The following is a 25,400-nucleotide window of genomic DNA, read 5'->3' as shown; positions in this document are numbered from 1 at the left end:
CGCGAGCAGCGTGGTCACCATGCCGGGCGACTCAGGCAGTCGGCAGCCGGTGTCCCGAATACGCCTCGCGCAGCTTGTTCTTCTGGATCTTGCCGGTGCCGCCCACCGGCAGGCTGTCGGCGAACACGATGTCGTCCGGCGTCCACCACTTGGCCACCTTGCCCGCGAACCAGCCGAGCAACTCCTCGCGCGAGACTTCCATGCCCGGCCGGCGCACCGCCACCAGCAAGGGCCTCTCGCTCCACTTGGGGTGAGACACCCCGATACAGGCCGCCTGCAGCACCGCCGGATGCGACATCGCCACGTTCTCGAGCTCGATCGTGCCGATCCACTCGCCGCCCGACTTGATCACGTCCTTGCTGCGGTCGGTGATGGCCAGGTAGCCGTCGGCGTCGATGGTCGCCACGTCGCCGGTCGGGAACCAGCCGTCCTGCAGCACGTCGCCGCCCTCGCCCCGAAAATACCCGGACACCACCCACGGTCCCTTGACCAGCAGGTGGCCATAGGTCGCGCCATCCCACGGCAGTTCGGCGCCGTCGTCGTCGACGATCTTCAGGTCGACACCGTAGATCGCGTGGCCCTGCTTGCGCAGCACCGCGCGCTGGTCCTCCGGCGGCATGGCTGTGTGCTTGGCCAGCAGCGTGCAGGCGGTGCCGAGCGGCGACATCTCGGTCATGCCCCAGGCGTGCACGACCTGCACGCCCAGGCGGTCGATCAGCGTGTCCATCATGGCTGGCGGGCAGGCCGAGCCGCCGATGACGGTGCGGCGGAAGGTCGAGAAGCGCAGGTCGCTGGCCAGCACGTGATTGACCAGGCCCAGCCAGACCGTCGGCACGCCGGCCGAAAAAGTCACTCCCTCGGCCTCGAACAGTTCATACAGCGACTTGCCGTCCAGCGCCGGCCCCGGGAGCACCAGCTTGGCGCCCGCCAGCGGCACCGAATACGGCAGGCCCCAGGCGTTCACATGGAACATCGGCACCACCGGCAGCACGACATCGGCGCTCGAGACGTTCAGGGCGTTCGGCATCGCCGAGGCGTAGGCGTGCAGCACGGTTGAGCGGTGCGAATACAGCGCGCCCTTGGGATTGCCGGTGGTGCCCGAGGTATAGCACAGCGCTGCGGCGGAGCGCTCGTCGAATTGCGGCCATTCGTAGTCGCTGGATGCGGCATCGAGCAGGTCTTCATAGCACAGCAGCCCGGGAATCGCGCCCGCCGGCGGCATGTACTCGCGCCCGCACAGGGCGACATAGGCCTTGACGGTCTCGCACTGGCGCGCCATGGCCTCGATCGCCGGCAGGAAGGTCAGGTCGAAGAACAGGACCCGATCGTCGGCATGGTTGACGATGTACGCGACCTGGTCCGGATGCAGGCGCGGATTGATCGTGTGCAGCACGGCGCCCGAGCCCGAGACACCATAGTACAGCTCCAGATGCCGGTAGCCATTCCAGGCCAGGGTAGCGACGCGTTCGCCCATCCCGACGCCGAGCGCCGCGAGCGCATTGGCGAGTTGCCGTGAACGGCGCGCGCAATCGCGGTAGGTATAACGGTGCAGATCGCCCTCGACGCGGCGCGAGACGATCTCGCCGTTGCCATAGTGGCGCGCCGCGAATTCGAGGATGCCGGAGATGAGCAGCGGCTGGTCCATCATCTGGCCCGGCACGGGGCTCATCGGAAACGCCTGCATGGTCACTCCATGATCGGATTGGCAACGCCGAAAGTGTCGTCGTTGAATCATTGCGCCGTCAACCGGATTCGATGATGCACTGCATCAAGTGTTTGACTCACATCGACAACGACCGGTTACCGGATGTAACGCCGGCCCACGCCGCACCGGTGCGCGAATAGAATCGGCTGGGTGCGGTAAAATTCCGCCAATCTTGACCACCTTGCCACGGATACTGCCATCACTGCCGACGAACTTCCACTGAACAATTCGTTTGCCGAATTGCCACCGGCGTTTTATACGCGCCTCATGCCGACGCCGCTGCCCTCGCCCCATTTCATCGCGGCGAGCGGGCCTGCCGCCGCCCTGGTCGGGCTGGACTCGGCCGCGCTCGCGCGTCCCGACTTTGTGGAGGTGTTTACGGGCAACAAAGTCGCGGCGCGATCGCAGCCCTTGTCCGCCGTGTATTCCGGCCACCAGTTTGGCGTCTGGGCAGGCCAGTTGGGCGATGGCCGCGCAATCACGCTGGGCGATCTCGCTACCACGAACGGCCCAATGGAACTCCAGCTCAAGGGCGCCGGCCGCACGCCGTACTCGCGGATGGGCGATGGCCGCGCGGTATTGCGCTCGTCGATCCGCGAATTCCTGTGCTCCGAAGCCATGGCCGCGCTCGGCATCCCGACCACGCGCGCGCTGGTGGTGACCGGCTCGCCGCAGCAGGTTGCCCGCGAGACGATGGAAAGCACCGCCGTCGTGACGCGCATGGCGCCGACTTTCATCCGCTTCGGTTCTTTCGAGCACTGGGCCTCGCGCGGCGACGAGGCCGCGCTGCGGACCCTGGCCGACTACGTGATCGCCAATTTATACCCGGAGTTCCAGGGCGCCGCCAATCCCTATAAAGAGTTGCTGGCCGAAGTCACGCGCCGCACGGCGCGCATGATCGCGCATTGGCAGGCGGTCGGCTTCATGCATGGCGTGATGAACACCGACAATATGTCGATCCTGGGCCTGACCCTGGATTACGGCCCGTTCGGCTTCATGGAAGCCTTCGACGCCAAGCACATCTGCAACCATACCGACCAGGGCGGGCGCTATTCGTACGCCAACCAGGTGCCGGTCGGCCACTGGAACTGCTATGCGCTGGCCAATGCCCTGCTACCGCTGATCGGCGAACCCGAAGCGGCCGAGGAAGCGCTCGACGTCTACCGTCCCGAGTTCGGCCGCCAGCTCGACGCGCTGCTGCACGCCAAGCTCGGCCTGAAGGACGTGCGCGACGAAGATAGCGCCCTGTTCGACCGCACCTTTGGCCTGCTGCAAGAGAACCATGCCGACTTCACGCTGTTCTTCCGCCGCCTGGGCGAACTCGCGATCGACGATCCGGCTAACGATGAGCTGCTCCGCGACCTGTTCATCGACCGCGCCGCCTTCGACGCCTGGGCCAGTGAGTACCGCGCGCGCCTGCGCCAGGAAGGATCCGATGACGCCGCCCGGCGCCAGGCCATGCATCAGGTCAATCCGAAATACATCCTGCGCAACTACCTGGCGCAGATGGCCATCGAACAGGCCCAGAACGGCGACTTCGGCGGCGTCCACAAGCTGCTGGCCGTGCTGGAACGTCCATTCGACGACCAGCCCGAGAACGACTCCTACGCGGCCCTGCCGCCGGACTGGGCGGCCCACCTCGAGGTGAGCTGCTCGTCCTGAGCCCCGGCGGCCTCGCCCTGCCCGCCACCATCACGAAAGCACATCATGACCGACAAAGTGACCAAGACCGACGCCGAATGGCGCGCCCAGCTCGACCCGATGGAATACCAGGTGACCCGGCACGCCGCCACCGAGCGCGCCTTCACCGGTAAATTCTGGGACCACCACGAGCACGGCATCTATACCTGCGTGTGCTGCAATACGCCACTGTTCGAATCGGACACCAAGTTCGATTCCGGCTGCGGCTGGCCCAGCTATTTCCAGGCCCTCGACCCGGCCAATGTGGTCGAGAAGGTCGACCGCAGCCACGGCATGGTGCGCACCGAAGTGATCTGCGGCGTGTGCGACGCCCACCTGGGCCACGTCTTCCCGGACGGTCCGCCGCCAACCGGCCTGCGCTACTGCATCAACTCGGCGTCGCTGCGTTTCGACCCACTCTGAGGACCGCACGACGATGAAATTCCTGTTCGACCTGTTTCCGGTCATCCTGTTCTTCGGCGTCTACCGCTACGGCGACAACAACCAGGACTGGGCCCACCGCATGGCCGTCGAGTACCTGGGCCCGCTGATCGCCGGCGGCGCCGTGCCGCCGACGCAGTCGGCAATCCTGCTCGCCACCGCCGTGGCAATCGTCGCCACCGTGCTGCAAGTGGGCTACCTGCTGGCGCGCGGACGCAAGGTCGACAATATGCTGTGGCTGTCGCTGGCCGTGATCCTGGTGGCCGGTGGCGCCACGATCTATTTCCATGACGACCTGTTCATCAAGTGGAAACCGACCATCCTGTACTGGGCCTTCGCTTTGGCGCTGCTGGTGGCGCAGGTGATCTACAAGAAGAACCTGATGCGCTCGGTCATGGAAGCCAACATCAAGCTGCCGGAACTGGTCTGGAGCCGCCTGGGCTATGTCTGGATCCTGTTCTTCGTCGGCATGGGCCTGCTGAACTTGTTGATGGCCTTCGTGGTCTTCCGTACGGATACCAGCGCCTGGGTCAGCTTCAAGCTGTTCGGCTTTACCGGCATTTTCTTTGCCTTCATCGTGATCCAGACGATGATGCTGTCCAAATACATCAAGGAGGAAGACGCATGACCACCATAGACCGCGAAGCACGCCTGCGCGCCATTCTCGAGGCCGAGCTGGCCCCCACCGCGCTCGAGATCATCGACGATTCGCACCTCCACGCCGGCCATGCCGGCAACACCGGCGGCAGCCACTACACTGTCAAAATCGTGTCATCGCGGTTCGAAGGCCTCAAGCTGGTCATGCGGCATCGTCTTGTGTATGATGCCGTTCACGATATGATCAACAAGGCGGAAATCCACGCGCTCGCGATCCATGCGACCGCGCCTTCCGAACTGTCCTGAGCGTCGGCTTCAGGCAGTTTTAAGTAATTGGCCCGACAATTTACCCTGCTCGTCAACAATAATTAGTCCAATCTCGTCCAGCAACTATCCCCGCTACAGGAACACACATGACCTTTAAGCCAGCTCGCCTGCTGTTAGCCCTTGTCGCCGTCGCATCGGCTCCCGCTTTCGCCCAGAACCTCGCAGTGGTGAATGGCAAGGCGATCCCGTCGTCGCGCGCCGATGCCGTCGTCAAGCAGGTCGTGGCCCAGGGCCAGGGCCAGGACACGCCAGAACTGCGCCAGGCCGTCAAAGAAGACCTGATCGCCCGCGAAGTGCTGATGCAAGAGGCCGTCAAGCAGGGCTACGACAAGAAACCCGAAGTGCGCGAAGCGCTGGACAATGCACGGCAGTCGATCGTCGTCAACGCCCTGGCCCGCGAATACATCACCAAGAACCCGGTGAGCGACGCCCAGATCAAGGCCGAGTACGACAAGTTCAAGGCCAAGACCGGCGACAAGGAATTCCACGTGCGCCACATCCTGCTGGGCACCGAAGAAGAAGCCAAGGCGACCATCACCAAACTGAAGGGCGGCGCCAAGTTCGAAGAACTGGCCAAGACCTCGAAGGACACCGGCACCGCCAGCAATGGCGGCGACCTGGACTGGGTCACCCCCGGCAACCTGCCGCCGGAATTCGAAGCCGGCTTCACCAAGCTGCAGAAAGGCGCGATCACCGACGTGCCGGTCAAGACCAATGCCGGTTTCCACGTAATCAAGCTGGACGACACCCGTCCGGTCAAGTTCCCGTCGCTGGACGAAGTCAAGCCGCAGATCGCCGATACGCTGGCGCAGGACAAGCTGCGTGAGTATCAGGAGCAAATGGTCAAGAAGGCAAAGGTGCAGTAATATGTGCTGTCGTCGGCGCTGAACAGGCGCCGGCTCTCGTCGCCTGCCGCGATACTTATCGTGTTTATATAGGATGTCAACAATGATTTTGAAGCCAGCCCGCCTGTTGTTAGCCATGACCGCATTGGTTGCCGTGCCAGCACTCGCGCAAAACGCTGCAACCGTCAATGGCAAGGCGATCCCGCAAGCGAGGGTCGACCAGCTGGTCAAGCAGGTCGTCGCCCAGGGCCGCGCCACGGATTCCCCTGAGCTGCGCGATGCGATCAAGAAAGATCTGATCAGCCGTGAAGTATTGATCCAGGAAGCCGACAAGCAGAACATCGGCGCCCGCGCCGACGTCAAGTCGGCCATCGACAATGCCCGCCAGAGCATCATCATCAATGCGATGCTGGCCGACTACGTCAAGAAGAACCCGGTCAAGGATGCCGAGATCAAGGCCGAGTACGACAAGCAGAAGGCCATGATCGGCGACAAGGAATACCATGCGCGCCACATCCTGGTCGATTCCGAAGCCACCGCCAAGGACCTGATCGCCAAGCTGAAAGGCGGCGCCAAGTTCGAAGAGCTGGCCAAGCAGTCGAAAGACGGCAGCGCCCAGAACGGCGGCGACCTGGGCTGGGCAAGCCCGGCAACCTATGTGCCTGAGTTCTCGAAGGCCATGGTCGCCCTGCAAAAAGGCGCCATCACCGAGACCCCGGTGAGATCGCAGTTCGGCTTCCACGTCATCAAGCTGGAAGACGTGCGCGCGACCAAGATCCCGCCGCTGGAAGAAGTCAAGCAACAAGTCGCGGAAGGCCTGCAGCAGCGCCAGCTGGCGGTGTACCGCGAAAGCCTGGTCAAGAAGGCCAAGGTGCAGTAATCGCCGGTTGATGGCATCGAGAAGCGCTCCCAAGGGAGCGCTTTTTTCATGGGCGATGGCCTGGCGCCATGCCGGATGTGATTATTCGTGCAATTACCTGGCCCCGCCATCTGCTATCGTTGCGGCTTTCTTCTTGCAGATAGCTCCATGGAATTCGACTATATCGGCATTCTTTTCCAGGTTGTGCTCTGGATCGTTACGATGGCCTTCATGATGCGCTGGTTCTCCCGCAGCCGCCTGCGCGAACGGCCGGCGAGCGAGGCCCGCGACCTGCGGCAGCCGCCGGCAATCCTCATCGTCAGCCTCGTTTGCCTGGCGTTCTCCATCGCGATGGTGATCGGCTCATTCACCGAGACGGGAGGCGTGCTGCCTTTCGTGGTCGGTTGCGCCATGGCGGTGCTCAGCTTCTACCTGATCGCCGATTACTACCTGGCGCGGCATGCCGTCGACGAGCAAGGCATGCGCTATGGCCGAGTGCTGGGGCAAGGCGGACGCTTCGACTGGAGCGAGGTACGGCGAGCCGCCTTCAACAAGCGCATGAACTGGTACCGGCTGGAGCTGGCATCCGGCGCCATCGTGCGCGTGTATGGCACACAGATGGGGCTGCCAGAATTCGCCGCCCACGTGCTCAAGTACGTGCCGCCGACGCGGATCGATCCGCGCGTGCAGGTCATGCTCGGGGACGCGGCGCAGGGCAAGCTACACCGGATATGGCCGTAGCAGCGGCCACCTTCAGGCGGGCGACCGCCGCCGACATCCCGGCCATGTCGCGCATCCGGCTAGCGGTTACCGAGTACCGTCTGCGCGACCCGTCCCGTGTAACACGGCAGATGTACGAGGATTTCCTGGAGCGCGATGGCCGCGGGTGGGTCGCACAGATCGATGGCGTCGTCGTGGCATTCAGCTATGCGAACGGGCTCGATGGTTCGATCTGGGCGCTGTTCGTCGATCCCGGGCATGAGGGCAAGGGCCTGGCGAGGGCCCTGCTCGGCTTGGCGACGGCCTGGCTGTTCGACATGGGCTTTGCCGAGATCACGCTCGAGACGGGCGCCGGTACCAGGGCCGACGATTTCTATGCGCGCCAGGGCTGGACCAAGGAACGTGCCAACGCGTCCGATATACGCTACACGCTGGCGCGCCCGGTTCCCTGACATCGTACGGCCGAAAAAAACGCCTCCGGGGAGGCGTTCATGCTTGCTGCATCAAGCGGTCAGCCGACCCACTTGCGCGCATTGCGGAACATGCGCATCCACGGCGACGCGTCGCCATACGATTCCGGCGCCCACGAATGCACGACGCCGCGGAACACGCGCTCGGCGTGCGGCATCAGCACGGTGAAGCGGCCATCGTCAGTCGTCACCGAGGTCAGGCCGCCCGGCGAACCGTTCGGGTTGAACGGATAGACTTCGGTCGGCTCGCCACGGTTGTTCACGAAACGCATCGCCTTGTGCGCCGCGTTGATATCGCCGGTCAACGAGAAGTCGGCGAAACCTTCGCCGTGGGCGATGGCGATCGGCGCATGAGTGCCGGCCATGCCGGCGAAGAAGATCGACGGCGAATCCAGCACCTCGACCATGCCGAAGCGCGCTTCGAACTGCTCCGATTTATTGCGGGTGAACTTCGGCCACGCCTGTGCGCCCGGAATGATCGACTTCAGGTTGCTCATCATCTGGCAGCCATTGCACACGCCCAGGCCGAAGGTGTCCTGGCGCTGGAAGAAACGCGCGAACTGTTCCGACAGCTGCGGGTTGAACAGGATGGTCTTGGCCCAGCCCTCGCCCGCGCCCAGCACGTCGCCGTACGAGAACCCGCCGACGGCGATGATGCCGTGGAAGTCGTCCAGCTTGGCGCGGCCGGCAATCAGGTCGCTCATGTGGACGTCGACCGCGGCGAAGCCGGCCTGGTGCATCACCCACGCGGTTTCGATATGCGAGTTGACGCCCTGCTCGCGCAGGATGGCCACGCGCGGACGTTTGCCGGCTGCGATGAATGGCGCGGCCACGTCTTCGTCCATGTTGAAACTGATCTTCGGCGTCATGCCGATATCGGTTTCGTCCAGCAGGCGGTCGTATTCCATATCCGCGCAGGCCGGGTTGTCGCGCAGGCGCGCGATGCGCCAGCTGGTCTCGCTCCACAGGCGATGCAGGCTGCTGCGGGTTTCGTTGTAGATCACCTTGGCGTCGCGGGTGAACTCGATCGCACCGCGGTCATTGAGCTTGCCGATGATGTGGCTGCAGGCGCCCAGGCCCTGGTCGCGCAGCACGTTCATGACGGCGCTCTTGTCGTCCGCGCGCACCTGGATCACAGCGCCCAGCTCTTCGCTGAACAGCGCGCGCAGGGTCATCTCGTTGCGGCGCTCGGCCACCTGGCCGGCCCAGTTCTTGGCGTCGCCCCAGTCGGAGGCGTGCTCGCCTTCCATGGTCAGGATGTCGAGGTTGACCGACACGCCGGCGCGGCCGGCGAAGGCCATCTCAGCCAGCGTCGCGAACAGGCCGCCATCCGAACGGTCGTGGTAGGCGAGCAGCTTGCCGTCGCTATTGAGCTGCTGGATCGCGACGAAGAAGGCTTTCAGGTCTTGCGGCGAATCGACGTCCGGCACCGAGTCGCCCAGCTGCTGGGTGACCTGCGCCAGGATCGAGGCGCCCAGGCGGTTCTTGCCGCGGCCCAGGTCGATCAGGATCAGCGCGGTGTCGCCACAGTCGGTCCGCAGTTGCGGGGTCAGCGAACGGCGCACATCCACGACCGGCGCGAACGAGGACACGATCAGCGACACCGGCGAGATCACGGCCTTGTTCTGGCCGTCGTCGTTCCAGGTGGTGCGCATCGACAGCGAATCTTTACCCACCGGGATCGACACGCCCAGCGCCGGGCACAGTTCCATGCCCACCGCTTTCACCGTATCGAACAGCGCGGCATCCTGGCCCGGCTGGCCGCAGGCCGCCATCCAGTTGGCCGACAGTTTGATGTCCGAGATATCGGCGATCGCGGCGGCGGCGATGTTCGTGATCGCCTCGCCCACGGCCATGCGGCCCGAGGCGGCGGCGTCGATCACGGCCAGCGGGGTGCGCTCGCCCATCGCCATCGCTTCGCCGACGAAGCCCTCGAAGGACATCGCAGTGACGGCGCAATCGGCGACCGGCACCTGCCATGGGCCGACCATCTGGTCACGCACGCTGGTGCCGCCGACAGTGCGGTCGCCGATGGTGATCAGGAACGATTTGTCGGCCACGGTCGGGTTGAGCAGCACGCGGCGCGCCGCTTCCGGCAGCTCGATGCCGGTCAGGTCAACCGGCGGGAAGGCATGCTTGACGTGTTCGACGTCGCGCAGCATCTTCGGCGGCTTGCCGAGCAGGACGTCCATCGGCATGTCGACCGGCGAATTACCTTCCTGCTGGTCGATCAGCTTGAGCTGGCGCTCTTCGGTTGCGGTGCCGACCACGGCGAACGGGCAGCGCTCGCGCTCGCACAGCGATGCAAATTTTGCAAGGTCATCCGGCGAAATCGCCAATACATAGCGCTCTTGCGATTCGTTGGACCAAATTTCCTTTGGCGCCAAACCGCTCTCTTCCAGCGGCACCTTGCGCAGGTCAAAAATCGCGCCGCGTTTGGCGTCGTTGACGATTTCCGGGAAGGCGTTCGACAGGCCGCCGGCGCCGACGTCGTGGATCGAGATGATCGGGTTGTCTTCGCCCAACTGCCAGCAGCCGTTGATGACTTCTTGCGCGCGACGTTCCATTTCCGGGTTGCCGCGCTGGACCGAATCGAAGTCCAGGTCGGCGGTATTGGTGCCGGTCGCCATCGACGAGGCGGCGCTGCCGCCCATGCCGATACGCATGCCGGGGCCGCCCAGCTGGATCAGCAGGCTGCCGACCGGGATCTCGTCCTTGTGCGTGTGCTTGGCCGAGATATTGCCGATGCCGCCGGCGATCATGATCGGCTTGTGGTAGCCGTAGACCGCATTCGCGGCGCCGACGTTCTGCTCGTAGGCGCGGAAGTAGCCGCCCAGGACCGGGCGGCCGAACTCGTTGCTGAAGGCGGCGCCGCCGATCGGACCGTCGATCATGATCTGCAGCGGCGAAGCGATGCGCTCCGGCTTGCCGTAGACGGTATCGAGACGCTCGCCCTTGGTGACGTCCGACGCGTTTTCCCACGGACGCTGCGCATCCGGCAGCAGCAGGTTCGAGACCGTGAAGCCGGTCAGGCCGGCCTTCGGCTTGGCGCCGCGGCCGGTCGCGCCCTCGTCGCGGATTTCGCCGCCGGCGCCGGTCGAGGCGCCCGGGAATGGGGAAATCGCGGTCGGGTGGTTGTGGGTCTCGACCTTCATCAGCGTGTGCGTCAGCTCGGTCGACGCGCCGTATTCCTGGCCGTCGCGCGGGAAGAAGCGGGTAACGGTAGCGCCTTCGATGATCGACGAGTTGTCGCTGTACGCGACCACGGTGCCGCGCGGATTCAGCTGGTGCGTGTTCTTGATCATGCCGAACAGCGACTTATCCTGCTTGACGCCGTCGATGATCCAGTCGGCGTTGAAGATCTTGTGGCGGCAATGCTCGCTGTTCGCCTGGGCGAACATCATGAGTTCGACGTCGGTCGGGTTGCGCTGCGCGCGCGTAAAAGCGTCGTGCAGGTAGTCGACTTCGTCTTCCGACATCGCCAGGCCGAGCTCGGTGTTAGCGCGCACCAGCGCGTCGCGGCCCGCACCCAGCACGTCGATGCTTTCCAGCTGCTTGCCTTCGAGTTCGTTGAACAGGTGCTGGGCGTCGTCGGCGCTGCGCAGCACCGATTCGGTCATGCGGTCGTGCAGCAGCGCGCTGACGGCTGCCAGTTCCGCGTCGGTGAGCTTCTTGGCGGCGCCGATGCTGCTGCCCAGGATGCCGCTCTTGAGCACCACGGTGTAGCCGACGCCGCGCTCGATGCGGTGCACGTGGCCCATGCCGCAGTTGTGGGCGATGTCGGTCGCCTTCGAGGCCCAGGGCGAGATCGTGCCCAGGCGCGGGATGACGAAGAACTCCTCGGTCACGCCTTCGTACAGCGTTTCCAGCGCCGGCTCGCCATAGGTGAGCATGGCCGATAGACGTTGCGTATCGTCAGTGCTCAGCGGTGCGCTGGTGTCGATGAAGTGGTAGAAGCGTCCCTGGACGGCGGCAATCGACGGGGCGACGGCTTGCAGTTGGCTCAGGAGGCGTTGGCTACGGAAGGCGGACAGGGCATTGGAACCCGGCAGAATCAACATGGCTTGGACAGTCGTTGATGCAGCGTGGCTGCTTGGGTGGAAGATAGCCCGCTATTATACAGTGTTGCACTATGGGTCAGGCCCCGGCCGACTGACAATATGACACTGCAGTTTCCTTGATCGAATTGAAACTTGCCGGTATCTTTACGGTAGACAATATTTGGATGCGCGCCCCCATTGCGGCGCCGTGAACGGGATAGGCGAGAGCGACGATGCAAGAGAATGGAAACCTGGCGGTGCTGGTGGTCGATCCCAACCAGGGGATGCGTACCAGCCTGCAGAACATGCTGAACCAGGCGGGCATCGCCAAGGTCGAGTATGCGATCAATGCCAATACCGCGATCCGGCAGCTGCAGCGGCGCGCCTACGACATCGTCCTGTGCGAGTACGACCTCGCCGGCAGCGGCGGCGAAGGCCAGGACGGCCAGCAACTGCTGGAAGACCTGCGCCACCATCGCCTGATCTCGCCGTCGACGATCTTCATCATGCTCACCTCCGAGGGCGTGTACGACAAGGTGGTCAGCGCGGCCGAGCTGACCCCGACCGACTACGTGCTCAAACCCTTCACGGTCGACCTGCTCGCCGGGCGCATCAAGCGCTCGCTGGAGCGCCGCGGCGCCCTGCTCCCGGCCTGGCAGCTGGCGGCCCAGGGCAAGCTGCGCGAGGCGATCGCCGCCTGTCGCGATGGCGCCGCCGCCCAGTCGCGCTTCGCGGCCGACTTCGCGCGCATCCGCGCCGAGCTGCACACCACGCTGAACGAACACCTCGAGGCAGCCGCCGTCTATCGCGAGGTGCTGGCCGAGCGTCCGCTGGGCTGGGCCGCGCTGGGACTGGCGCGCACCTTCTTCGCGCTGGACCAGGTCGACGACGCGCGCGCCATCCTCGAAGAACTGCTGGCCGCAAATCCGCGCCTGATGGCCGGCTACGACCTGCTGGCGCGCTGCCTCGAGGCGGGCGGCGAGCAGGAGGCGGCCAAGAAGGTGCTCGAGGACGCGGTTGCGATTTCTCCGCACGTGGTGCGGCGCCTGCGCAAGCTGGGCGAAGTCGCGCTCGCGGCGGGCGATGCGGAAGGCGCCGAAAAGTCGTTCCGCCAGGTGGTGACCAAGGCCCGCTACTCGGAGTTTCGCAATCCCGAAGACCACGTCAACCTGGTCAAGGCGCTGGTGACGCGCGACGACGTGCTGGGCGCGACCGGCGTGGTGCGCGACCTGGAACGGTCGATGCGCGGCAATCCGGCGGCGGACGCCTGCCGTTCGTATGCCAACTCGCTCCTGCTCGACAAGACCGGCAATGCCGGCGGCGCGGTGGCCGAACTGCAGGCGGCGGTGACGGCGGTGCGCGCCAGCGGCGCGATGTCGTCGAACCTGCGGATGGAACTGGCGCAGGCCTGCCTCGATCATCGCCTCGACGAACAGGCGTCGGATGTCATGCTGAGCGTGATGAACGACGCGGCCAGCGGCGTCTCGGTCGACCAGGCGATGCACGTGTTCGTCAAGGCCGGCCGTACCGACATGCTGGAAGGGATGGGCCAGCAATTGCGGGCGCAGGCGCAGATCCTGTTGGGCGTGGCCGACGAGAAGCGCAATATGGGCGACGTGCGCGGCGCGGTGCAGACCCTGCTCGAGGCGCTGCACATCGCGCCGCACAACCTGCAGGTGATGGTGGCGACGGCCGGCGGCATCCTGCGCCAGGTGAACGAGCTGGGGTGGGATCACCCGCTGGGCGAGACTGCGGCCAGGCTGCTCGAAGGGATACAGGCGCAGGATGCGCAGCATCCGCGGCTGGCGGCGCTGGTCGATGAGTACATGGCGGCGCGGCGCAAGTACGGCATTGCCGACGCGCGCTGACCTCCCTGCGTAGCAATTCCTTACAAATCAATCGCTTACTGCATGGCATCCGGGCCTAGAATGAATCATCTTCCGGGTGGGGGCTGCCATGAACCTGCAGATGATGGGCGCGGCGAAACGCCTGATATTTTCGCTACTGCTCGCGAGCGGCATTGGTGGCTGCGCGGTCTACGGACCGCCGTATGCCATCCATGACGCCGGGTATGCTCCGGCATACGGCTATTCCACCTATTCAACCTATCCTGCAGACTCCTATTATGGCGGCTACCCGTATACGGGGCCGGCCTATGCCTATCCTCCGCTGTCGCTCGGCCTGGGGTTCAGCTATTACGACCGCGGCCCACGCCATGACAGAGGCCACGGCTGGGGACACCGGCACCGCGGCGGACACGAATGGCGTGGCCATCGTGGCGGGCGCGGCGACCATGGACAGCGTGGGCGCGGACGCGATCATCGGCGGCGCTGAACGCCGGCTTGGCGCGGTCAGCGCGAAAACCGCGACAAGGCCTTCCCGGCTTCGATCCACTCGAGGGCGAGGCGGTGGAACGATTTTCCGCCGCTCGAGAAGCCGCACATTGCCGCACACTCGCCGTGCTCGCAGGCAGCGGCCAAGCGCGCCGCAGCCTCCCAGTCGCCGTCGTTGATCAGGCTAACCACCAGTTCGACCGCATACACTCCCCGTTCCACCTGCCAAGGATGCGCAGCCAGGCGTTCGGAAAAATCCATGTTCGCCAGTGCAGCGTCGATGCCTGATGTACTTCGCCGGGCGAAAGCAGCGATCGATGCCGCGGCGGCGATTCCGGATTCGTAACGCCCCTCATCGACAACTTCGTCCACCGCGATTCCCCAACAGGTAAACGCGCCGCGCGCGCGTAATGACAGCGGTTCGTGTGCGTTCTCGGGCATCCCGAGTATGTCCCAAAGAATCGGGTCGAGCGCCATCGGTTTGATGCGGTGCGTGAGCACGGTCTTTTCCTCGATAGCGTGGACCCCGATATCGATCTGCAGGAAATACGCTCCCGCCTGTCTGAACAGCGTGTGGCCGGATTTCTTCCAGCCGCTGCCCTTCAACGCCGGCGCCAGCGCCTTCAGCATTTCCCGTTCGAACGTCTTACGACGCCTGGCGTATTCACGCGCCGTCACTGGCCGAATCCACCGCCGCCCGGCGTCTCGATCACGAACACGTCGCCCACCTGCATATCGGTCTTGCCGATATGACCGAGTTCTTCGACCCGCCCGTCGGCGCGCTCGACCCGGTTGCGGCCACGCTGCGCCTCGTGGCCGCCGGCCATGCCGAATGGCGCGTGAATGCGGTTGTTCGACAGGATCGCCGCCGTCATCGGCTCGAGGAAGCGCACCTTGCGCACCCCGCCGTTGCCGCCGCGCCAGCGCCCTGCCCCGCCCGAACCCGGCCGGATCTCGTAGCTCTCCAGTCGCACCGGGAAGCGGAACTCGAGGATCTCGGGATCGGTCAACCGGGAGTTGGTCATATTTGTCTGCACTACGTCGGTGCCATTGAAGCCCTCGCCCGCACCCGATCCGCCCGAGATGGTCTCATAATACTGGTAGCGCGCATTCCCGAAAGTGAAGTTGTTCATCGTGCCCTGGGCCGCCGCCATCACGCCCAGCGCGCCATACAGCGCATTGGTGATACAGGTCGAGGTCTCGACATTGCCCGACACCACCGAGGCTGGATAGTGGGGGTTGAGCATCGAGCCGGGCGGGATGATGACCTTCAGCGGTTTCAGGCAGCCGGCGTTCAGGGGAATCTCGTCGTCCACCAGCGTGCGGAACACGTACAGCACCGCCGCCATGCACACGGCCGACGGCGCGTTGAAGTTGTTCGGCAGCTGGTTCGACGTGCCCGTAAAATCGATCTCGGCGCTGCGCGCGGCCTGGTCGACGCGGATCGCGACGTCGATGTGGGCGCCGTTATCGAGCTCGTAGTGGAAGCTGCCGTCCGTCAAAGCCGAGATCACGCGCCGCACGGCTTCCTCGGCATTGTCCTGCACGTGACCCATATAGGCGCGCACCACATCCAGGCCGAAGTGCGCCACCATCTTGCGCAGCTCTTCGACGCCCTTCTGGTTCGCCGCAACCTGCGCGCGCAGGTCGGCCATGTTCTGGTCGGGATTGCGCGCCGGGTAGCGCGCGCCCTGCAGCATCGCGCGCGCCGCCTCCTCGCGCAGGATGCCGTCAAGACCGTCGACCAGCTTGAAGTTGTTGATCAACACGCCTTCCTGCTCGATGTGGTTCGAATCCGGCGGCATCGAGCCGGGCGTGGTGCCGCCGATGTCGGCGTGGTGGCCGCGCGAGCCGACATAGAACAGGATCTCTGCCCCGGCTTCGTCGAACACCGGCGAGATCACGGTCACGTCGGGCAAGTGGGTGCCGCCGTTGTACGGATCGTTGAGCACATACACATCGCCCGAGCGCATGCGGCCCGCGTTCTCGCGCATCACGGTCTTGATGCTCTCGCCCATCGAGCCAAGGTGCACCGGCATGTGCGGTGCGTTCGCCACCAGGTTGCCGTCGTGGTCGAAGATTGCGCAGCTGAAGTCGAGGCGTTCCTTGATGTTGACCGAGTACGCCGTATTCTGCAGGCGCAGCCCCATCTGCTCGGCGATCGACATGAACAGGTTGTTGAAGATCTCGAGCATCACCGGATCGGCGGTGGTGCCGATCGCACGCCGCTCGGGCAAGGCCTCGACCCGCTGCAGCACCAGGTGGTTATAGCTGGTGACCTGCGCCTGCCAGCCCGGCTCCACGATCGTGGTCGCATTGTCTTCGGCGATGATGGCAGGGCCGCGCACCACGTGCCCTGGCTGCAGTGTACGACGGGCATGGATGCCGGTCTCGTGCCACTGGGCGCCGCTGTACATGCGAACGCGTTCCTGCGGCGACGGCGCTGCCTCTTGCGTCGCCGCGCCGACGGGCTGCTCCGGCGGCGCATCGGACTGCCCGATCGCTTCCACCGACACTGCCTCGACCACCAGCGCGCGCGACGGCATCAGGAATGAATAGCGCCGTTTATAGGCCTGCTCGAACTGCGCCTGCATGCATGCCACGTCGTCGAACTGCACCACCAGCGCCGAATCGGTGCCCTCATAGCGCAGGTGCACGCGCTCGACCAGGGCGATGCTCCCCGCTTCCACGCCTTGCTTGAGCAACTGGCCGCGCGCCGCCTCGCCCAAGGTCGACAGGCGCGTCGCCAGCGCATCTAGCGCAGCATCCGACAGCTTTTCTTCCACCGCCTGCTCGCGCATCGCGGTCTGGTCGGCCAGGCCCATGCCATAGGCCGACAGCACGCCTGCCAGCGAGTGGATGAACACCGTCTTCATGCCCAGCGCATCGGCCACCAGGCAGGCATGCTGGCCGCCGGCGCCGCCGAAGCTGGTCAGCGCGTATTCGGTGACGTCGTGGCCGCGCTGTACGGAAATCTGTTTGATCGCATTGGCCATATTGCCGACTGCAATCTGGATGAAGCCCTCGGCCACCGCTTCCGGCGCCGGCCGTTCGCCGGTGGCGGCGCCGATCCGGTCTGCCATCTCGTCGAAGCGCGCGCGCACCGCATCGGCATCGAGCGCCTCATCGCCTCTCGGGCCGAACAGCCGCGGGAAGTAATTCGGCTGCACCTTGCCCAGCATGACGTTGCAGTCGGTGACCGCCAGCGGTCCGCCGCGACGATAGCTCGCCGGGCCCGGATTGGCGCCGGCGCTGTCCGGCCCCACGCGATAGCGGCTGCCGTCGAAATGCAGGATCGAACCGCCGCCGGCGGCGACCGTATGGATGCTCATCATCGGCGCGCGCATGCGCACACCGGCGACCTGGGTCTCGAACACGCGCTCGAACTCGCCGGAGAAATGAGAGACGTCGGTCGACGTGCCGCCCATGTCGAAACCGATCACCTTCTCGAAGCCGGCGAGCCGGCTGGCGCGCACCATGCCGACGATGCCGCCGGCGGGTCCGGACAGGATGCTGTCCTTGCCCTGGAACGCGCGCGCATCGGTCAGGCCGCCATTGGACTGCATGAACTGCAGGTTCACGCCCGGCAGCTCGCCCGCGACCTGGTCGACGTAGCGGCGCAGGATCGGCGACAGGTAGGCATCGACCACGGTGGTGTCGCCGCGCGCCACCAGCTTCATCATCGGGCTCACCTCGTGCGACACCGACACCTGGGTAAAACCGATCTCGCGCGCAATGCGGGCCACCGCCGCCTCGTGCGCCGTATGGCGGTAGCCGTGCATGAACACGATCGCCAGCGAGCGCAGGCCGGCGTCAAACGCCTGCTGCAGGCCTGCGCGTGCGCCCGCTTCGTCGAGCGGCAGCACGACGTCGCCGCGTGCGCCCATGCGTTCGTCGATCTCGACCACCTGTGCATACAGCAGCTCGGGCAGCACGATGTGGCGGTCGAACAGGCGCGGCCGGTTCTGGTAGGCGATGCGCAGGGCGTCGCGGAAGCCGCGCGTGATGGCCAGCGCCGTCGGCTCGCCCTTGCGCTCGAGCAGCGCATTGGTGGCGACGGTGGTGCCCATCTTGACCGCCTCGACGCCAGCGGCCGGCAGCGGCTCTCCCGCGGCCACGCCCAGCAGGTGGCGGATGCCGGCCACTGCGGCGTCGCGGTACTGTTCCGGGTTCTCGGACAGCAGCTTGTGGGTGACGAGCTGCCCATCCGGGCGCCGCGCCACGATGTCGGTGAAGGTGCCGCCGCGGTCGATCCAGAACTGCCAATCCATGCCTTGCTCCTGCTGTACGAGTGAAGCGCCTATTGTAGATCGGACGGCGCGACAACGTTGGCGGAAATGCACGACAATCGAGACTGGCTTCACCACCCCCTTATGAGCATGGAACGAGATCTCTACACCGTCGCGCAACTGCGCACCATCGAACAGGCCGCCCAGGTTGGACTGCCGCCGGGCACGCTCATGCAGCGCGCCGGCAAGGCCGCCGCGCACTACGTCCTCGAGCTGCTGGGAGACAGGCGCGACCAGCCGGTGCTCGTCCTGGCCGGCCCCGGCAATAATGGCGGCGATGCGCTCGAAACCGCGGCCAACCTGGCAGAAAGCGGCATCGACGCCACCGTCCTGCACCTGCCCGGACAGCGCGATGCATCGACCGAGACGGCGGCCGCCTATGACCGCGCCAGATCCGGTTCGGTCGGCTGGATCGACATGCTGCCGCCCGACGCCGAATGGGGCCTGGTCGTGGACGGCCTGTTCGGCATCGGGCTGGAGCGCCCCCTCGACGGCGACTATCGCGAACTGGTGCTGGGGCTCGACGCGATACGCTGCCCGGTCCTGGCGCTCGACGTGCCGTCCGGCCTGGATGCCGACACCGGCGCCGTGATCGGCCCGGACGGCATCGCCGTGCGCGCAACCCACACCGTTACCTTCCTGGGCGACAAGCCCGGCCTGCACACTGCCGATGGCCGCGACCACGCCGGCCACGTCAGGGTCGACATGCTCGGCTTTGGCGACGACATGCTGCCGCGCGCAACGGCGCAACTGAGCGGGCTGCCGCTGTTCGCCAGCCGCTTCACCGCACGGCGCCACAATACGCACAAGGGCAGCTTCGGCGACGTCGCCGTCGTCGGCGGCGCCCACGGCATGGCAGGCGCGCCGGTGCTGGCGGCGCGCGGCGCGCTGTATGCGGGCGCGGGCCGGGTCTATGTCGCCGCGCTGGGCACGCCGCCCGGCTACGACAGCAGCCAGCCCGAAATCATGTTCCGCGCGGCCGACGACGTCGATTTCCTTGGCCGCACCCTGGTGATCGGCCCCGGCATGGGCGACTCGGCCAATGCGATCCGCCTGCTGGCCAAGGCGCTCGATGGCGACAGCCCCCTGGTGATCGACGCCGATGCCTTGAACCTGATCGGCGCCAGCCCCGACCTGCAAGCGCGCCTGGCGCAGCGGGCGGCGCCGGCGGTATTGACGCCGCATCCACTCGAGGGCGCGCGCCTGCTCGGCATGACGGTGGCGGTGGTGCAGTCGGACCGCCTGGCGTCGGCGCGCGAGATGGCGCTGCGCACCAATGCGACGGTGATCCTGAAGGGTTCCGGCACGGTGATCGCGCGGCCCGACGGTCACGTACTGGTCAACCCGACCGGCAATGCCGGCCTTGCCACGCCGGGCAGCGGCGACGTGCTGGCGGGGATCTGCGGCGCCTTGCTGGCACAGGGCTGGCCGGCCTGGGAAGCGGCGGCTGCCGGCGCCTGGATCCATGGCGCGGCCGCCGATGCGCTGGTCGATGAGGGCGTCGGCCCGATCGGATTGACGGCCGGCGAATTGCCTGCCGCCATGCGCAAGGTACTCAACCGGCTGGTGAAGGATGCCGCCAGCCGCTGACCGTCTTTACCCGGCCAGGCGGCCGGCAGCAATCGTGATGGTCCGGCTGCAGCGCGCGGCCATGCCGGGATCGTGCGTCACCAGCACCAGGGTCGAACCGCGTTCGCGATTGAGTTCGAACATCAGCTGGATCACGGATTCGCCGGTCGCCGCATCCAGGCTGCCGGTCGGTTCGTCGGCGAACAGCAAGGGTGGCTCGGTCACGAAGGCGCGCGCGAGCGCGACCCGCTGCTGCTCGCCGCCGGACAGGAATTTCGGGTAGTGCTTCAGGCGGCTCGACAGGCCAACGCGGCCCAGCATCTCGGTCGCCTTCTCGCGGGCGCCAGCATCGCCGCGCAATTCGAGCGGCAGCATCACGTTCTCGAGTGCGGTCAGGTGGGCCAGCAGCTGGAACGACTGGAACACGAAACCCAGCTTGGCCTTGCGGAAGGCTGCGCGGCCGTCCTCGTCGAGGGCGAAGATGTCGGTCCCATCGAGCAGCACGGTGCCCGATGACGGCGTATCGAGACCGGCCAGCAATCCGAGCAGGGTCGACTTGCCCGAACCCGATGCGCCGACCAGGGCGAGCGTCTCGGCCGCTTGCACGGTAAAATCGATGTCTTGCAGGATGGTGAGCTCGCCGCTGGCATCGGCCACCTTCTTCGACAAACCGCTTACCTGGATCGCGGGCGGACGGCCTGCATTGACGCTGGCGTCGTTGACGCCGTTTTTGAATGCCTCGGGATGATCACGCATGCTAGCTTTTCTTAAAAATTTGACTGTCGTCGTATTCCTCGTGTGGGGAGCGACGGCGAACGCTTATTCTGCACCAAAATCCGTGCTCGTGGTGGGCGACAGCCTGTCGGCCGAATACGGCATCGCGCGCGGCGCGGGCTGGGTGGCCTTGCTCGAGCAAAAACTCAAGCGCGAAAAGATCGATGCCAAGGTGGTCAACGCCAGCATCAGCGGCGACACCACCAGCGGCGGCCGTGCGCGCCTGCCGGCCCTGATCAAGCAGCATCGTCCCGACATCGTCGTGATCGAACTGGGCGCCAACGACGGCCTGCGCGGCCTGCCGGTGCCCTCGGCCGAGGCCAACCTGCGCGCCATGATCGCGATGGCGCACGAGAACAAGGCGCGCGTGCTGCTGGTCGGCATGCGCATGCCGCCGAACTACGGGCGTGCCTACACCGAACGCTTCTTCTCCATGTTCGAGACCGTCGCCAAGTCGACCAAGTCGCCGCTGGTGCCGTTCATGCTCGAAGGCGTGGCCGACAAGCCGGCGCTGTTCCAGCAGGACCGCCTGCATCCGACCGCGCAGGCGCATCCGATCATCCTGAATAACATCTGGCCGCAGTTCGCGGCCCTCATCAAGAAGTAAATCAGCAATGAGCATGAAGTATCCGGAAGTCCTGGGGTTCGACGCCCTGCTGCCGCAACTCGACGCATTCGACACCATCATCGATGCGCGCAGCGAGGCCGAGTACGCCCTCGACCACATTCCCGGCGCGATCAACTGCCCGGTGCTGAACGACGAGGAGCGCATCCGCGTCGGCACGCTGTACAAGCAGACCGGCGCCTTCGAAGCCAAGAAAGTCGGCGCCCCCATCATCGCCCACAATATCGCGCGCCACATCGACACCCTGTGGGCCGACAAGCCGCGCGAGTGGCGTCCGCTGGTGTATTGCTGGCGCGGCGGCAACCGCAGCGGCGCGATGGCCCACATCCTCGCGCGCATCGGCTGGCCGGTGGTGCAGCTCGAAGGCGGCTACAAGACCTACCGCGCCCACGTCAGCGCGGCGCTGGAGAACCCGCCCGCGCTCGACCTGCGCGTCATCTGCGGCACCACCGGTAGCGGCAAGAGCCGGCTGCTCGAGACGCTGGACGGCATCGGCGCGCAGGTGCTCGACCTCGAGAAGCTTGCCGCCCATCGCGGCTCTGTGCTGGGCCACCTGCCGAATGAGCCGCAGCCGACCCAGAAGATGTTCGAAAGCCTGGTGTGGGACAGGCTGCGCCGCTTCGATCCGGATAAGCCGGTGTTCGTGGAATCCGAGAGCAAGAAGGTCGGCAACCTGCGCGTGCCGGGCCTGGTCATGGAGCGCATGCGCGCGGCGCCCTGCATCGCCGTCGAGCTGTCGCGCTCGAACCGCGTGCGGCTCCTGATGGAAGATTACGACCATTTCTGCGCCGATCCGTCGGCATTGAATGCGCAGCTGGATCACCTGGTGCAGCTGCATGGGCGCGCCAGGATCGACGCCTGGCATGCGATGGCGGATAACGGCGAGATGCCGGAGCTGGTCGACCAGTTGCTGGTGCAGCATTACGATCCGGCCTACCTGCGCTCGATCGATCGCAACTTCGTGCGATATCCGCAGGCCGAGGTGCTGAAGCTCGACGACATCGCACCGGAAGACTTCCTCAAAGCTGCGCGTCGCCTACACCCGTAGGGTGGACGGCTACGCCGTCCACGCGTTCAACTATCGGCCGCGCCGTGGAAACGCACGCACTGGCTGAACGCGTGGACGGGAGACCCGTCCGCCCTACGTATTCGAGCCTCTCCAATAAAAACAAAGCCCGGCTGCGCGAGCAGCCGGGCTTTTTTGATATTGATCGATCCGCTTACTGAGCGTCGTTGTTCGCGCCGAGTTCAGCCGGCTGGACGTTGATCTTCACCTTGGCCTTGGCCTTGAGCGCCTCGACGTAATCGACCATCTGCTGCTGGCCCACCAGCTGGCCGATCTGGTCGGATTCCTGCTTGCGGCGCGCCGCATCCGGAGTAGCCGGCTGCGAGACCTTGCCGATGCGGTAGACGCCATAGCCCTGGCCCGGCACCTCGACGCCGACATAGGCCGGCAGCTTGGTCACGTCGGCCTTCAGCACGGCGATCGCGGCGGTCTGGTTGATGGCTGGCTCCTTGGTGCGCGACACGACGACAGGCGCGGCGAAGCCGGTGGCGTCGCCCGACGCCTTGGCGGCGTTCAGCTTCGCTTCGCCGGCGGCGCGCGCCAGGCGGGCCGCTTCTTCCAGCGTCACGCGCTGGCGGATCTGCGCATCGACTTCGGCCAGCGGACGCTTCGAGGCTGGACGGAACTCGACCACGCGGCCCGACACCAGCACGCTCGGCGCCACTTCGACGGCTTCGGTGTTGCGCTTGTTCTTGACGGCGTCGGTGCTGAACAGGGCCGCCAGGAACTTGGCGTTGTTGACCGGCGCATCGCCCAGCGCCGGGTTCGGCGTACGGGTCAGGTTGTCGACGGTCTGGATCTGCAGCTTGAGCTTGTCGGCGACCGGCTTCAGGCTCTCGGACTGGTCATACGCGGTTTCGCTGAACACGCCGGCCAGTTCGGTGTACTTGGCCGACATCTTCTGCTTCTTGAGATCGGCGGCGATATCGGCCTTCGCGTCGTCCAGCGAACGCTGCGACGACGGCTTGATGCCGGTGACCTTGATGATGTGCCAGCCGAATTCCGACTGCACCAGGCCGCTCGTCTCGCCCTCTTTCAGCGCGTAGATCGAATCCTCGACCGACTTCACGAACAGGCCCTTCTCGACCACGCCCAGGTCGCCGCCCGACTGGGCCGAGCCCGGGTCTTGCGAGTTGGCCTTGGCAATCGCCGCGAAGTTGTCCGGATTGGCGCGCACCTCGGCCAGCACGGCTTCGGCCTTCTTCTTGGCCGCTGCCTGGTCGGCGGCGCTGGCGTCGCGCGACATCGTGATCAGGATGTGGCTCGCGCTGCGCTGCTCGGGCGTGGTGTAGTTCTTGAGGTTCTTGTTGTAGAAGTCGGTGACTTCGGCATCGCTCACCTGCACCTGGCCCTCGACGGTCGACGCATCGAACACGACGTATTCGGCCTTCACCTGCTCCGGGATCTGGAACAGCTGCGCGTTCTTGTCGTAATAGGCCTTGACCATCTCGTCGGTGACCTTCACCTGCGGCAGGTAGGTCGCGAGCGGGAACACGAGCTCCTGCACTTCGCGTTCCTGGTCGTTGATGTCCGACAGGCGGTTGGACACGGTACGCGGCGCGAAGGCGGTAGCCTGGATGGAGCCCGACAACTGCTGCACTGCCAGGTCGCGGCGCAGGCGCTGGTCGAACATCTCGGGCGTCATGCCCTGCGCCGCCAGCGCGGCCTTATAGCCTTCCATGTCGAAGCCACCGTCCGGCAGGCGGAACTGCTGGATGTCCATGATGGTCTTCTGCAGGGTCGCATCGCTCACGGTCATGTGCGCGCGGTTGATCTCGACGTTGATGGCGCGTTCGGCGACCAGGTTGTTGAGGATCGCCTGCTTGGCTTCCGACGTTTCGAACATCTTCTGGTCGAACTGCGCGCCCATCATCTGGCGCGCCTGGTCGATCTGGCGGCGCTGCGCATCTTCCCATTCCTGCTGGGTGATCTTCTGGCCGTCGACGGTGGCGACACCGGCGCCGCCATCATTGCTCTGGTAACTCTCCATCCCGACGAACACGAACGAGGGAATGATCAAGAGCAGCAGGATCCCGTACATCCAGCGCTTGTGGGTCCGAATAAATTCAAACATGGTCAGCCATTCAAGGTTGAGAATGCATTAACAGCACTAGTTAAAAAAAAAAGGCGAACTCGCGTTCGCCTCTTCTCGTTTCGAGGCGGCTCGTGGTGAGCTGCCCCTGTCTTACTGAATTCTGGCGGAGCGGACGGGGCTCGAACCCGCGACCCCCGGCGTGACAGGCCGGTATTCTAACCAACTGACCTACCGCTCCAGACTTGTGTTTCATGTTTTTTGTTGGCGGAGCGGACGGGGCTCGAACCCGCGACCCCCGGCGTGACAGGCCGGTATTCTAACCAACTGAACTACCGCTCCAGACTTGTGTTTCATGTTTTTTGTTGGCGGAGCGGACGGGGCTCGAACCCGCGACCCCCGGCGTGACAGGCCGGTATTCTAACCAACTGACCTACCGCTCCAGACTTGTGTTTCATGTTTTTTGTTGGCGGAGCGGACGGGGCTCGAACCCGCGACCCCCGCCGTGACAGGCCGGTATTCTAACCAACTGAACTACCGCTCCAGCAAAAAACAATCAACGCAGCATCAGGACGGAACCAACATTATCCTGCTGCTTTCTACGCTTGTCATCGCGAAGAAGGCATTAGTTTACTGCATCTTTCAGCGCTTTACCAGCCTTAAATTTCGGAACCTTCGCAGCCTTGATCTTGATGGGTTCCTTGGTGCGTGGATCGCGGCCGGTACGCGCTGCGCGCTCGCCCACGGTGAAGGTGCCGAAGCCGACCAGCGTCACGCTGTCGTTCTTCTTCAGGGTCTCGGTCACGGCTTCGATCATGGCGTCGAGTGCACGCGTTGCGGAGGCCTTCGTAATGTCCGCGGACTTCGCGATTTCTTCGATCAGTTCTGTCTTGTTCACTCGTTTCCTCGTTTTCCGTTCGTGACGCACATCGCGCCATTGGTGCAAAAGTGCAAGCGTATATTAAACAAGGGCAACATAGGGATGTCAAGCTTGCATGGCCGAGGAAGGCTTCGGTCAGCGGGTCAAA

Annotated in this window: 20 protein-coding genes and 4 tRNA genes; 13 read left to right on the top strand and 11 right to left on the bottom strand. The window is 65.2% G+C overall.

Annotated features, from left to right (window positions below):
* Nucleotides 1-31: 31 nt before the first annotated feature.
* On the bottom strand, nt 32-1,684 hold the full coding sequence (locus Q9246_RS10780) for a 3-(methylthio)propionyl-CoA ligase (protein WP_306397544.1): 1,653 nt from the start codon (nt 1,682-1,684) through the stop codon (nt 32-34).
* A gap of 219 nt (nt 1,685-1,903) precedes the next feature.
* On the opposite strand from Q9246_RS10780, the gene Q9246_RS10775 reads away from it, so the two are divergent.
* The 8 genes from Q9246_RS10775 (at nt 1,904) to Q9246_RS10740 (ending at nt 7,626) form a co-directional block, all read left to right on the top strand.
* Nucleotides 1,904-3,367, top strand: coding sequence for a protein adenylyltransferase SelO (locus Q9246_RS10775; RefSeq protein ID WP_422802383.1), 1,464 nt, complete (start codon nt 1,904-1,906; stop codon nt 3,365-3,367).
* Between the two features lie 45 nt (nt 3,368-3,412).
* Entirely contained in the window at nt 3,413-3,808 is a 396-nt protein-coding gene (gene msrB, locus Q9246_RS10770; RefSeq protein WP_306397543.1) for a peptide-methionine (R)-S-oxide reductase MsrB, read from the top strand.
* A 13-nt stretch (nt 3,809-3,821) separates the two neighbouring features.
* Entirely contained in the window at nt 3,822-4,454 is a 633-nt protein-coding gene (locus tag Q9246_RS10765; protein ID WP_306397542.1) for a septation protein A, read from the top strand.
* Nucleotides 4,451-4,729: a BolA family protein gene (locus Q9246_RS10760; protein ID WP_306397541.1), complete on the top strand. Its 279-nt coding sequence runs from the start codon at nt 4,451-4,453 to the stop codon at nt 4,727-4,729. Before Q9246_RS10765 ends, Q9246_RS10760 begins: the two co-directional genes overlap by 4 nt.
* A gap of 107 nt (nt 4,730-4,836) precedes the next feature.
* Nucleotides 4,837-5,616, top strand: a complete 780-nt coding sequence (locus tag Q9246_RS10755) for a peptidylprolyl isomerase (RefSeq protein ID WP_306397540.1) — start codon at nt 4,837-4,839, stop codon at nt 5,614-5,616.
* Nucleotides 5,617-5,698: 82 nt separating this feature from the next.
* On the top strand, nt 5,699-6,475 hold the full coding sequence (locus Q9246_RS10750; RefSeq protein WP_306397539.1) for a peptidylprolyl isomerase: 777 nt from the start codon (nt 5,699-5,701) through the stop codon (nt 6,473-6,475).
* A gap of 147 nt (nt 6,476-6,622) precedes the next feature.
* Nucleotides 6,623-7,195: a hypothetical protein gene (locus tag Q9246_RS10745; protein WP_306397538.1), complete on the top strand. Its 573-nt coding sequence runs from the start codon at nt 6,623-6,625 to the stop codon at nt 7,193-7,195.
* Nucleotides 7,186-7,626 carry a GNAT family N-acetyltransferase gene (locus Q9246_RS10740; protein ID WP_306397537.1) on the top strand — a complete coding sequence of 147 codons (441 nt, stop codon included), beginning with the start codon at nt 7,186-7,188 and terminating at the stop codon, nt 7,624-7,626. Before Q9246_RS10745 ends, Q9246_RS10740 begins: the two co-directional genes overlap by 10 nt.
* Before the next feature lie 59 nt (nt 7,627-7,685).
* Here Q9246_RS10740 and purL read toward each other — a convergent pair whose 3' ends face one another.
* A complete protein-coding gene (gene purL, locus Q9246_RS10735) occupies nt 7,686-11,705 on the bottom strand; it encodes a phosphoribosylformylglycinamidine synthase (protein ID WP_306397536.1) in 4,020 nt (1,339 codons plus the stop codon).
* Nucleotides 11,706-11,917: 212 nt separating this feature from the next.
* On the opposite strand from purL, the gene Q9246_RS10730 reads away from it, so the two are divergent.
* Nucleotides 11,918-13,552, top strand: a complete 1,635-nt coding sequence (locus Q9246_RS10730) for a response regulator (protein ID WP_306397535.1) — start codon at nt 11,918-11,920, stop codon at nt 13,550-13,552.
* A gap of 88 nt (nt 13,553-13,640) precedes the next feature.
* Entirely contained in the window at nt 13,641-14,018 is a 378-nt protein-coding gene (locus tag Q9246_RS10725) for a hypothetical protein (RefSeq protein WP_306397534.1), read from the top strand.
* Nucleotides 14,019-14,035: 17 nt separating this feature from the next.
* Here Q9246_RS10725 and Q9246_RS10720 read toward each other — a convergent pair whose 3' ends face one another.
* Nucleotides 14,036-14,695 carry a hypothetical protein gene (locus Q9246_RS10720; protein WP_306397533.1) on the bottom strand — a complete coding sequence of 220 codons (660 nt, stop codon included), beginning with the start codon at nt 14,693-14,695 and terminating at the stop codon, nt 14,036-14,038.
* Nucleotides 14,692-18,288, bottom strand: coding sequence for a hydantoinase B/oxoprolinase family protein (locus Q9246_RS10715; RefSeq protein ID WP_306397532.1), 3,597 nt, complete (start codon nt 18,286-18,288; stop codon nt 14,692-14,694). Before Q9246_RS10715 ends, Q9246_RS10720 begins: the two co-directional genes overlap by 4 nt.
* Before the next feature lie 108 nt (nt 18,289-18,396).
* Here Q9246_RS10715 and Q9246_RS10710 point away from each other — a divergent pair, with 108 nt between their 5' ends.
* On the top strand, nt 18,397-19,896 hold the full coding sequence (locus Q9246_RS10710; protein WP_306397531.1) for an NAD(P)H-hydrate dehydratase: 1,500 nt from the start codon (nt 18,397-18,399) through the stop codon (nt 19,894-19,896).
* A 6-nt stretch (nt 19,897-19,902) separates the two neighbouring features.
* Here Q9246_RS10710 and Q9246_RS10705 read toward each other — a convergent pair whose 3' ends face one another.
* Complete coding sequence (locus Q9246_RS10705; RefSeq protein WP_306397530.1) at nt 19,903-20,631, bottom strand: ABC transporter ATP-binding protein; 729 nt, start codon at nt 20,629-20,631, stop codon at nt 19,903-19,905.
* Between Q9246_RS10705 and Q9246_RS10700 the strand changes: the two genes are divergently transcribed.
* Together Q9246_RS10700 and mnmH are read left to right on the top strand one after the other, a co-directional pair.
* The gene (locus tag Q9246_RS10700; protein WP_306397529.1) at nt 20,630-21,256 is read left to right on the top strand and encodes an arylesterase; all 627 of its coding nucleotides are present in this window, start codon (nt 20,630-20,632) and stop codon (nt 21,254-21,256) included. The genes Q9246_RS10705 and Q9246_RS10700 overlap by 2 nt on opposite strands.
* Nucleotides 21,257-21,269: 13 nt before the next feature.
* A complete protein-coding gene (gene mnmH / locus Q9246_RS10695) occupies nt 21,270-22,322 on the top strand; it encodes a tRNA 2-selenouridine(34) synthase MnmH (RefSeq protein ID WP_306397528.1) in 1,053 nt (350 codons plus the stop codon).
* A gap of 172 nt (nt 22,323-22,494) precedes the next feature.
* On the opposite strand, the gene Q9246_RS10690 is transcribed toward mnmH, so the two are convergent.
* From Q9246_RS10690 to Q9246_RS10665, 6 genes are all read right to left on the bottom strand, one after another.
* Nucleotides 22,495-24,414: a SurA N-terminal domain-containing protein gene (locus Q9246_RS10690; protein ID WP_306397527.1), complete on the bottom strand. Its 1,920-nt coding sequence runs from the start codon at nt 24,412-24,414 to the stop codon at nt 22,495-22,497.
* A gap of 122 nt (nt 24,415-24,536) precedes the next feature.
* Nucleotides 24,537-24,613: transfer RNA gene (locus Q9246_RS10685), tRNA-Asp, on the bottom strand.
* A gap of 24 nt (nt 24,614-24,637) precedes the next feature.
* A tRNA-Asp gene (locus tag Q9246_RS10680) sits at nt 24,638-24,714 on the bottom strand.
* Nucleotides 24,715-24,738: 24 nt separating this feature from the next.
* Nucleotides 24,739-24,815 (bottom strand) — tRNA-Asp (locus tag Q9246_RS10675).
* 24 nt (nt 24,816-24,839) lie between these two features.
* Nucleotides 24,840-24,916: transfer RNA gene (locus Q9246_RS10670), tRNA-Asp, on the bottom strand.
* Between the two features lie 81 nt (nt 24,917-24,997).
* Nucleotides 24,998-25,270, bottom strand: a complete 273-nt coding sequence (locus Q9246_RS10665; RefSeq protein ID WP_292033736.1) for an HU family DNA-binding protein — start codon at nt 25,268-25,270, stop codon at nt 24,998-25,000.
* Nucleotides 25,271-25,400 lie beyond the last annotated feature (130 nt).

This window comes from Telluria beijingensis (assembly GCF_030770395.1).
Lineage (GTDB): Bacteria > Pseudomonadota > Gammaproteobacteria > Burkholderiales > Burkholderiaceae_D > Telluria > Telluria beijingensis.
This window is presented reverse-complemented; position numbering and strand designations above follow the sequence as displayed.

What these genes read in the sequence shown, in the direction of transcription:
- Q9246_RS10780 (WP_306397544.1), bottom strand. Translation starts at nt 1,684, where the DNA reads ATGCAGGCGTTTCCGATGAGCCCCGTGCCGGGCCAGATGATGGACCAG.
- msrB (WP_306397543.1), top strand. Translation starts at nt 3,413, where the DNA reads ATGACCGACAAAGTGACCAAGACCGACGCCGAATGGCGCGCCCAGCTC.
- Q9246_RS10765 (WP_306397542.1), top strand. Translation starts at nt 3,822, where the DNA reads ATGAAATTCCTGTTCGACCTGTTTCCGGTCATCCTGTTCTTCGGCGTC.
- Q9246_RS10760 (WP_306397541.1), top strand. Translation starts at nt 4,451, where the DNA reads ATGACCACCATAGACCGCGAAGCACGCCTGCGCGCCATTCTCGAGGCC.
- Q9246_RS10755 (WP_306397540.1), top strand. Translation starts at nt 4,837, where the DNA reads ATGACCTTTAAGCCAGCTCGCCTGCTGTTAGCCCTTGTCGCCGTCGCA.
- Q9246_RS10750 (WP_306397539.1), top strand. Translation starts at nt 5,699, where the DNA reads ATGATTTTGAAGCCAGCCCGCCTGTTGTTAGCCATGACCGCATTGGTT.
- Q9246_RS10745 (WP_306397538.1), top strand. Translation starts at nt 6,623, where the DNA reads ATGGAATTCGACTATATCGGCATTCTTTTCCAGGTTGTGCTCTGGATC.
- Q9246_RS10740 (WP_306397537.1), top strand. Translation starts at nt 7,186, where the DNA reads ATGGCCGTAGCAGCGGCCACCTTCAGGCGGGCGACCGCCGCCGACATC.
- purL (WP_306397536.1), bottom strand. Translation starts at nt 11,705, where the DNA reads ATGTTGATTCTGCCGGGTTCCAATGCCCTGTCCGCCTTCCGTAGCCAA.
- Q9246_RS10730 (WP_306397535.1), top strand. Translation starts at nt 11,918, where the DNA reads ATGCAAGAGAATGGAAACCTGGCGGTGCTGGTGGTCGATCCCAACCAG.
- Q9246_RS10725 (WP_306397534.1), top strand. Translation starts at nt 13,641, where the DNA reads ATGAACCTGCAGATGATGGGCGCGGCGAAACGCCTGATATTTTCGCTA.
- Q9246_RS10715 (WP_306397532.1), bottom strand. Translation starts at nt 18,288, where the DNA reads ATGGATTGGCAGTTCTGGATCGACCGCGGCGGCACCTTCACCGACATC.
- Q9246_RS10710 (WP_306397531.1), top strand. Translation starts at nt 18,397, where the DNA reads ATGGAACGAGATCTCTACACCGTCGCGCAACTGCGCACCATCGAACAG.
- Q9246_RS10700 (WP_306397529.1), top strand. Translation starts at nt 20,630, where the DNA reads ATGCTAGCTTTTCTTAAAAATTTGACTGTCGTCGTATTCCTCGTGTGG.
- Q9246_RS10705 (WP_306397530.1), bottom strand. Translation starts at nt 20,631, where the DNA reads ATGCGTGATCATCCCGAGGCATTCAAAAACGGCGTCAACGACGCCAGC.
- mnmH (WP_306397528.1), top strand. Translation starts at nt 21,270, where the DNA reads ATGAAGTATCCGGAAGTCCTGGGGTTCGACGCCCTGCTGCCGCAACTC.
- Q9246_RS10690 (WP_306397527.1), bottom strand. Translation starts at nt 24,414, where the DNA reads ATGTTTGAATTTATTCGGACCCACAAGCGCTGGATGTACGGGATCCTG.